This is a genomic window from Mesorhizobium intechi (assembly GCF_002879535.1).
GTDB classification, from domain to species: domain Bacteria; phylum Pseudomonadota; class Alphaproteobacteria; order Rhizobiales; family Rhizobiaceae; genus Mesorhizobium; species Mesorhizobium intechi.
The window spans coordinates 26109-33615 of sequence record NZ_PNOT02000003.1; the positions used below are offsets into that span (position 1 = coordinate 26109).

The following is a 7507-nucleotide window of genomic DNA, read 5'->3' on the forward strand; positions in this document are numbered from 1 at the left end:
GCAATGAGGCCAGGCGGCGATCACGCCGCCTGGCCAGAAACGATCGTTCCTCGGGCCGCCTCAAGCGGCCCTGATCAGGCCGAGCTGCGTCAGTGCCGCCACGCCGTCGTCGAGGCCGATCTCCTCGACGATCTTGCCGTCGACCACCTTCAGCACCGTGGTGCCGGTGAAGCGCATGGCGCGGCCGGTGGCGGCGGGCAGCGAACCGGCGAGGAAATCACCGAAAGCCGGGCCGGTATGCGTGCCGCCGCCCTCCCACTGGCCGACGACGTAGTCGCCCTCGGCGATGAGATCGGCGGTGGCCCAGAAGTTGAGATCCGGGAACGCGGCGCGGAAATCGGTCATGAAGGCCTTGATGTCGTCGCGGCCCCGGCGCGGCTCATGCAGCGAATATTTGAGCAGCATGTCGGGCGCGGCGATGTCGTCGACGACGGACAGATCGCAGGTTTCACCCCAGAAGTCGGTGAACCACCTGACGACGGCGGCCTTGTTGTCTTCCTGTTTGGTCATTGGGAGCGTCCTTTCGTATTTGGCTGGGTCATCGGCGGATCGGTCCGGGCGATGACCTGAGCCATCCCTAGAACCATCGGGGGAGCGCAAAACTCCGGTTCTTGCCGGCCAATCGAAAGGCGCGCGCCGCGAAATATTGCAGGCGGGGAGGCATGCCTGCCGCGTCCCGGTAACTGTTTCTTCTCTGGTTTTGTCGCAGATTGCCCGCAGGTGGAGCAGGCGAAAACCGACGATGGCGCGTCAGGGCAAGAAAAGTCGTAATGGAGCGTTCTGGGCCAAGGCCCTTGAGCGGGCCCATCTTGGCGTCTGGGACTGGGATCTTCGCACGGGCGAGTGCTTCTATTCGTCGACCTGGGCGCGAATGCTGGGCTATGAGGAAGATGAACTCGCCAACACCAGCGACCTGTGGCTGCAGCTTACCCATCCCGACGACCGCGAGCGGGCGCTGGCCAGCGGCGACCGCCACATTGCCGGGCTGACCGATGCCATCGAGACCGAACTCAGGCTGAAGCACAAGCTGGGTCACTGGGTATGGGTACTCGACCGCGGCGGCATCGTCGAACGCGGCGCGGACGGCCAACCGCTGCGGCTGATGGGCGTTCAGACCGACATTTCGAAGCAGAAGGCGGCCGAGGCCGCGCTCGAACAGGTCACCATGCGCTTCCGCCTGGCGCTCGCCGCCAGCGGCACCGGAATCTGGCACTACGACATCGCCACCCACACGAGCTATTGGGACGCCCGCACCAGGGAGATTTTCGGCGTCGTCGCCGATACCGACGAGGTGCCGGCCGACCTCTGGCACAGTTTCCTGCATCCCGACGACAAGGAAGCCACCGAGCGTGCCCACCAGCCGTCGCCCGGCTCGAGCGGCGTTACCGCCTGGCAATACCGCATCGTCAAACGCGACGGCGAGATACGCCATGTCGAATCGCTGGTGCGCTTCGTCGCCGCCGCGGGCGCCGCCGGCCAGGTCCTCGGCACGGTGCGCGACATCACCGAGGACAAGCTGCGCGAACAGGAGCTTGCCTTTGCCGCCCGCCACGACGCGCTGACCGGCTTGTGGAACCGCTCCGCCTTCGACAGGCTGCTTGCCGATCACATCGCCACAGGGGTGCCGCTGGCGGTGTTCTACGTCGATCTCGACTACTTCAAGGCGCTCAACGACTTCGCTGGCCACGCCGCCGGCGACCTGGCGCTGAAGAGCGTGGCGGCGGGCATTGGCAGCTGCCTGCCGTCATCGGCGCACGCGGCACGGCTCGGTGGCGACGAGTTCGCCCTGCTGGTGCCGCATTGCGACGTGGCGCAGGCGGAGCGGCTGGCCGGAGCCATACTGGCGGCCGTGCGCGGCGCCGATCTCGGCGTTGCCGCGACCGCGCGGCGGCTCGCGGCAAGCATCGGCATCGCCATCGTCAACGACCGGGTCACCACGGTTGCTGATGCGCTGGCCTGCGCCGACGATGCCTGCTACGCGGCAAAGGCCGCCGGGCGCGACCGCTTCGCGGTGTTTTCGGGCGAGGCCAATTCCGGCGGCCTCAACGCGGCGCGGCTCGCCGCCGACACGGTCGACGCCATGGAGGACGGAAGGCTGAAACTGTTCGGCCAGGAGATCCACCGGCTGGGCCGGCCCTGGCAGGAGAACCGCCATGTCGAGGTGCTGGCGCGGCTTGCCGGACGCGGCGGCAAGCTCATTCCGCCCAGCGAATTCATCCCGGCGGCGGAGCGCTTCGGCATGGCCGCCAGGCTCGATCGCTGGATCATCCGCACCGCGCTGTCGCGGCATGGCGCGGCGATGAAGTCCGGCGCGATCACGCTCGGCTTCAACCTGTCGGCGCAGACGCTGAGCGATCCCGGACTGTGGGACTTTGTCGACAGCATCATCGAGGAGACAGGCACGCCGCATTCCGGCATCGGCTTCGAGATCACGGAAACCGCCGCCGTCACCAATTTCGACGCCGCCGAGACGTTCGTGCGCAAGGCGCGCGAGCGGCGCTGCAAGGTCAGCCTCGACGATTTCGGCGCCGGCATGAGCTCGTTCGAATATCTCAGGCGCTTTCCGGTCGATGCCATCAAGATCGATGGGTCCTTCATCGAGCACATGGCCGAGAGCCGCTTCGACCGCGAGATCGTCTCAGCCATATCAGGCATTGCCCGCAGCGTCGGCTGCGCCGTCGTGGCCGAGAAGATCGAGCAAGCCGAGACGCTCGGCATCCTGCAGGCGATGGGCGTCGATTTCGGCCAGGGTTTCCTGCTGCACCGGCCCGAGCCGCTGGAGCGGATTGTCGCGCGCGCCACCGGGCCGGTGGCTTCGTCACCGGCCCGCAAGGCGTCCTAGTCAGAGTTGCCGCACCATCGCTTGCGGAAATTCCAGCACGCCGGTCTCGGGTCGCCTGTGCTGGGCTTCCGCCACCGTCTCGATCAGGAGGTCGAGGGCCTCGCATGCCGAGCGGCTCGTCTCGTCATTGCCGCGCAGGTAGTGATAAGCGCGTTCGAGATGGATGCGGGCGGCTGAGAAATCGCTGGTCAATGGTTCCCTCCATGATCCCGCCCTAATTTATCTTGGCCGGCCCGGCGGAATGTGGGGTAAATATCCACAGCCGGTTTTTATTCAAATGCCGAGGAATGGCCGGATAAGCGCGGCCCGTGAAACGGCCAACTCCCCGACGTGGGCGAGATGTCCGCTTCTTCGGCCGCCTGTCAGGAGTGACGTCTCCCAACTCTTTGCCTTGTACTGCGGCGACGGTAGACTGCCACCTCTCTTGTCCGAGGTTGACATTGATGATTGTCCAGGCCTGCATCAACGGCGCCCGTCCGCGCGACTTTCACCCGAAGCTGCCGCTGACGGCGCAGGCCATGGCCAGCGACGCCGCCGCTTGCGTGGCGGCCGGTGCGGCCGAACTGCACATCCATCCGCGCGGCGCCGACGGGCACGAAAGCCTGACCGCCGTCGATGCGACGGTGCTGGCCGTGCGCGGGGCCTGCCCAGGCACGCTGGCCGGAGTGTCGACCGGCGCATGGATCGAGAACGATGTCGCGCGCACCCGCGCGGCGATCGCCGCCTGGCGCGAGTTGCCCGACTACGCCTCGGTCAATCTCTCCGAGGCCGACGCGCCGGCCGTGATGGAGCTGCTGCGCCAGCGCGGCGTGGGCATCGAGGCCGGGCTCGCCACGATAGAGGACGCCGAGCGGTTCGTGGCGCTCGCCGATCACGACCGGGTGCTGCGCATCCTGATCGAGATCGACATACCGGACCTTGCCTCAGCACTCGCCGAGGCAAACGGCATCGCCGCCGTGCTCGAGCACGCCGAAGTGCGGCGGCCGATCCTGCTTCACGGCGTCGACGCCACCGTCTGGTCGTTCGTCGAGCTGGCGCGCCAAAAGCGGTGGTCGACGAGGGTCGGGCTGGAAGACGGCAAGACGCTGGCCGATGGAAGGGTGGCGAAGGACAATGCGGAAATCGTCGCTGCGGCGGTGGCGTTTTTCCGCGCCGGTTCCGCCGGCTGACCGCCGTCTGCCTCAGACCTGCTTGCGGACCGGTGCTGTCCACGCACGCAAAATGTGTTTCTGGATCTTGCCGGATGCGGTGCGCGGCAGCGTATCGGTGACAAGGAACTCTTTCGGTACCTTGAAGCGGGCGATGCGGGCGCCGCAATGGTCCGCCAGATCGGCCGGATCGACGATGTATCCGGGTTTCATCACGATGAAGGCGCGCCCGACTTCGCCCCAGCGCGCGTCGGCGACGCCGATCACGGCGGCTTCGGCGATGCCGGGATGGTCGAGCAACACGGTTTCGATTTCGACGGGATAGACGTTCTCGCCGCCGGAGATGAACATATCCTTGCGACGGTCGACGAGGGTGACGAAGCCTTCCTCATCGCGCCGCGCGATGTCGCCGGTGCGGAACCAGCCATCGGCGGTAAAGGCGCGTTCGGTCTCTTCCGGCCGGTTCCAGTAGCCAGGTGTGATCGAAGGCCCGGACAGCCATATCTCGCCTGGCTCGCCGGCCGCAACGTCGCCGCCATTGTCGTCGACGAGGCGCAGGCCGATCGTCGGCGCCGGCAGGCCGGCCGAGCCTGCCTTGCCGGCGATGCGGCCGGCCTCGACCGGCATGCCAAGCACCGTGCCCGCCTCCGTCATGCCGAAGCCGTCGGCCATGCGCACGCCCTGGGCCAGCCACCAGCGGATGTCCGTGGCCGGGTTTGGCGCGCCCCCGGTGAAGATGGCGGTGAGCGAGGTCCAGCGCGCCGGCGTGAAGTCGGGGTGGTCGCGCAGCATCCTGGCCATCTGCGGCACGCAGAAATAATGGGTGACGCCAAGGGCCGGATCGGCGAGGCGGCGATTGGTGGCGCCGGCATCGAAGCCAGGCGAGATCAGCACGGTGCCGCCCTGAAGCAGCGGCGGACGCAGGCTGGTAATGAGGCCGATGACATGGAACATCGGCGCATCGCAGAGGAAGATGCTGGCATTGCCGACGCGGCCCAGCACGCCGAAATTGACCGCCGTGGCGAAGGCATTGCGCTCGGTGACGATGACGCCCTTCGGCCGGCCCGACGTGCCCGATGTGTAGAGGATGATCGAGGGCGCATCGTCGGCGGGCAGGGGTCGGCGCGGCGCCGGCGTCTCTGCCTCGACCGCCACCGCGAAAGCAGCGACATCGACGGGGATGCAGCCCCTGGGCAATGCCGTCTGCACGGTGGCGTCATGCAACAGCAGCGCTGGATCGCAATCGGCAAGGATCGCCTGCTGTTCGGCACCGGCGAGCCGCCAGTTGACCGGCACGAAGATGGCGCCGAGCCGCATCGCGGCGTGCTGCAGGATCAGGAGATCGGCGCTGTTGCGGGCCAGCGTGGCGATCCGTTGCCCGGGCCTGATGCCGTAGCCGGTTTCGAGAACGCGCACAGTGCGCTGGATGGTTTCGTCAAGCGCGGCATAGGTCCAGCGCCGGCCGGAGGCCAGGTCGACGCAGGCGACACGGTCCGGCTGCGCGCCGGCATGCAGGGCCACCGGGTCTGAAGTCGTCAAGGCCGGCATGCGCATCTCCTCCCAGATTGCGTCGGTGGCTCGCGTCGTTGGCTTATCGCGTCATCTGGCCTTGTCGTAAGCGCCGAGGCCCGGCTTGTAGCTCTTTTCATCGATGAACTGGCGGATGCCTTCCTTGCGGCCCTCATTGTCGTGCGAGTTGGCCGCCTCCTGGGCGCGGACCAGATAGTCCTCGGCATTGTCGTAGGTCATTTCGCCGACACGGCGGATTGCGTCCTTGGTCGCCTTCAGCGCGATCGGGTTCTTCTTCAGAAGGATGTTGGCGACCTCGGTGACACGCGCCTTCAGGTCCGCCAGCGGCAGGCTTTCATTGACCAGCTTCCAGGCGGCGGCCTTCCTGCCGTCGATGAGTTCGCCGGTCAGTGCGTGGTACATGGCGTCACGCATCGACAGCAGGTCGACCACCACCTTGGTGGCGCCGCCGCCGGGCAGGATGCCCCAGTTGATCTCGGACAGAGCGAACTGCGCCTCGTCGGCGGCGAAGGCGAGGTCGCAGGCGAAGAGCGGGCCATAGCCGCCGCCGAAGCACCAGCCATTGACCATGGCGATGGTCGGCTTGCCGTACCAGCGCAGGCGCCGCCACCAGCCATAGGCTTCCGATTGCGCCTTGCGGACGGCGCCGAGCCCCTTGGCTTCGGTCTCGCGGAAATATTCCTTCAGGTCCATGCCCGCCGACCAGGCGCTGCCCGTGCCCGACAGCACGAGCACGCCGACATCGGCGCGGTATTCGAGCTCGTCGAGAACCTCCATCATGCGTCGGTTGAGCGTCGGGTTCATGCAATTGCGCTTGTCCGGACGGTTGAAGCGCACCCAGGCAATGCCGTTCTCGACATCGAAAGCAACGGTCTCATCGGTCATGGTCAGTCTCCTCCCGCTCCATCATAGTCAAGGGCAATTGCTATGGAGTATAGCTATCTCGATTGCTATGTCGCATAGTCTTTTTCGCTTGACAAGAGCCGGCATCGCGGCGATCGGTTGGCATGGACGAAACCCAGCCTCGCACCGTGCCAGAAATGTCCGACAATGCGCTCGATGCGCAGATCGGCTACAACCTCAAGCGTGCCTCGGCTTTCGCGCTCAACGATTTCGCGGTCGAGCTGGCCGATGCGGGCCTGCGCCCGGTCACCTATGGCATGCTGGCGCTGATCGATGAGCGGCCTGGCATCCGCGCCGCGGAACTGTGCCGTCTGCTCGGCATGAAGAGCGCCAATATGGCGCCGTTGCTGGCAGAACTGGAAGAGCGTGGGCTGGTCGAGCGCGACGACCATGCCGAGGACAGGCGCGTGCGGATGCTGACCCTGACCACGGCAGCCAGACAGGCCATGCAGGGCTGGCGGCGACAGGTCCGCCGGCACGAGGACAGGTTTCTGCAAAGGCTGACGAAGAAGGAGCGGGCGACGCTGCTGCGCCTGCTGCGCCTGATCTGGACGGACGAAGACCGAGACTAGAACTACCCGGCTTTCCCGTCCGGCGCGGACAGCCGCAGCAGCAGCGCGGCGAGCGCGATCACCGGCGGCACGACGAAGCACCACACATTGGCATAGGCAAAGCCGAGCGCGGCTGCCGCGCAGCCGGCGGCGAACACGGCGACGGCCGCCGCCATGCGCCGCAGGCGGGCAATGAGCGCCGGGCGGGTCTCCGGGGCCGTGCCGCCGATGAGATCGGCGAGGTCGATCATGATCTGGGTGGTGGTTCCGGTCATCAGCGTCGAGGGCGGCGCTGCCGGCAGATGGACCCGGTGCACCGCATTCTGGATCGCCATCGCGGCGACCAGCACCATGCCCGTGACGATCGCCGCCACGCTGTCGCCGCTGGCGAAGGGGCCAAAGCGGATCGCTAGCGCCGCGCCGATGACGAGCAGCGCCAGTTTTGTCGCCAGCAGCACCCCGAGCGCCTGATGTCCGCGCCGGCGCAAATGCTCGCCGGCCAGCTGGGTCAGGATGACAACGATGCAGAACAC

8 protein-coding genes are annotated in these 7507 nt (G+C 66.9%); 3 read left to right on the plus strand and 5 right to left on the minus strand.

All coding sequences use genetic code 11. The features are described from left to right. Positions 1 to 60 precede the first annotated feature (60 nt). Entirely contained in the window at positions 61 to 510 is a 450-nt protein-coding gene (locus C1D09_RS00200) for an ester cyclase (RefSeq protein WP_143972427.1), read from the minus strand. A 232-nt stretch (positions 511 to 742) separates the two neighbouring features. On the opposite strand from C1D09_RS00200, the gene C1D09_RS00205 reads away from it, so the two are divergent. Beyond that, a complete protein-coding gene (locus C1D09_RS00205; RefSeq protein WP_143972428.1) occupies positions 743 to 2842 on the plus strand; it encodes an EAL domain-containing protein in 2100 nt (699 codons plus the stop codon). On the opposite strand, the gene C1D09_RS00210 is transcribed toward C1D09_RS00205, so the two are convergent. Continuing rightward, positions 2843 to 3034: a hypothetical protein gene (locus tag C1D09_RS00210; protein ID WP_167514435.1), complete on the minus strand. Its 192-nt coding sequence runs from the start codon at positions 3032 to 3034 to the stop codon at positions 2843 to 2845. It lies immediately after the preceding gene. Positions 3035 to 3285: 251 nt separating this feature from the next. Here C1D09_RS00210 and C1D09_RS00215 point away from each other — a divergent pair, with 251 nt between their 5' ends. After that, complete coding sequence (locus tag C1D09_RS00215) at positions 3286 to 4011, plus strand: 3-keto-5-aminohexanoate cleavage protein (protein ID WP_143972430.1); 726 nt, start codon at positions 3286 to 3288, stop codon at positions 4009 to 4011. Positions 4012 to 4023: 12 nt separating this feature from the next. On the opposite strand, the gene C1D09_RS00220 is transcribed toward C1D09_RS00215, so the two are convergent. Both C1D09_RS00220 and C1D09_RS00225 read right to left on the minus strand, forming a co-directional pair. Further along, complete coding sequence (locus C1D09_RS00220) at positions 4024 to 5538, minus strand: AMP-binding protein (protein WP_246135610.1); 1515 nt, start codon at positions 5536 to 5538, stop codon at positions 4024 to 4026. 51 nt (positions 5539 to 5589) lie between these two features. Beyond that, entirely contained in the window at positions 5590 to 6405 is an 816-nt protein-coding gene (locus tag C1D09_RS00225) for a p-hydroxycinnamoyl CoA hydratase/lyase (protein ID WP_208760323.1), read from the minus strand. Between the two features lie 122 nt (positions 6406 to 6527). On the opposite strand from C1D09_RS00225, the gene C1D09_RS00230 reads away from it, so the two are divergent. Beyond that, a complete protein-coding gene (locus C1D09_RS00230) occupies positions 6528 to 6995 on the plus strand; it encodes a MarR family winged helix-turn-helix transcriptional regulator (protein ID WP_143972433.1) in 468 nt (155 codons plus the stop codon). A gap of 2 nt (positions 6996 to 6997) precedes the next feature. On the opposite strand, the gene C1D09_RS00235 is transcribed toward C1D09_RS00230, so the two are convergent. Beyond that, a partial coding sequence (locus tag C1D09_RS00235; protein ID WP_143972434.1) for a DUF1275 family protein occupies positions 6998 to 7507 on the minus strand: 510 nt, incomplete at its 5' end.

What these genes read in the sequence shown, in the direction of transcription:
- C1D09_RS00200 (WP_143972427.1), bottom strand. Translation starts at nt 510, where the DNA reads ATGACCAAACAGGAAGACAACAAGGCCGCCGTCGTCAGGTGGTTCACC.
- C1D09_RS00205 (WP_143972428.1), top strand. Translation starts at nt 743, where the DNA reads ATGGCGCGTCAGGGCAAGAAAAGTCGTAATGGAGCGTTCTGGGCCAAG.
- C1D09_RS00215 (WP_143972430.1), top strand. Translation starts at nt 3,286, where the DNA reads ATGATTGTCCAGGCCTGCATCAACGGCGCCCGTCCGCGCGACTTTCAC.
- C1D09_RS00220 (WP_246135610.1), bottom strand. Translation starts at nt 5,538, where the DNA reads ATGCCGGCCTTGACGACTTCAGACCCGGTGGCCCTGCATGCCGGCGCG.
- C1D09_RS00225 (WP_208760323.1), bottom strand. Translation starts at nt 6,405, where the DNA reads ATGACCGATGAGACCGTTGCTTTCGATGTCGAGAACGGCATTGCCTGG.
- C1D09_RS00230 (WP_143972433.1), top strand. Translation starts at nt 6,528, where the DNA reads ATGGACGAAACCCAGCCTCGCACCGTGCCAGAAATGTCCGACAATGCG.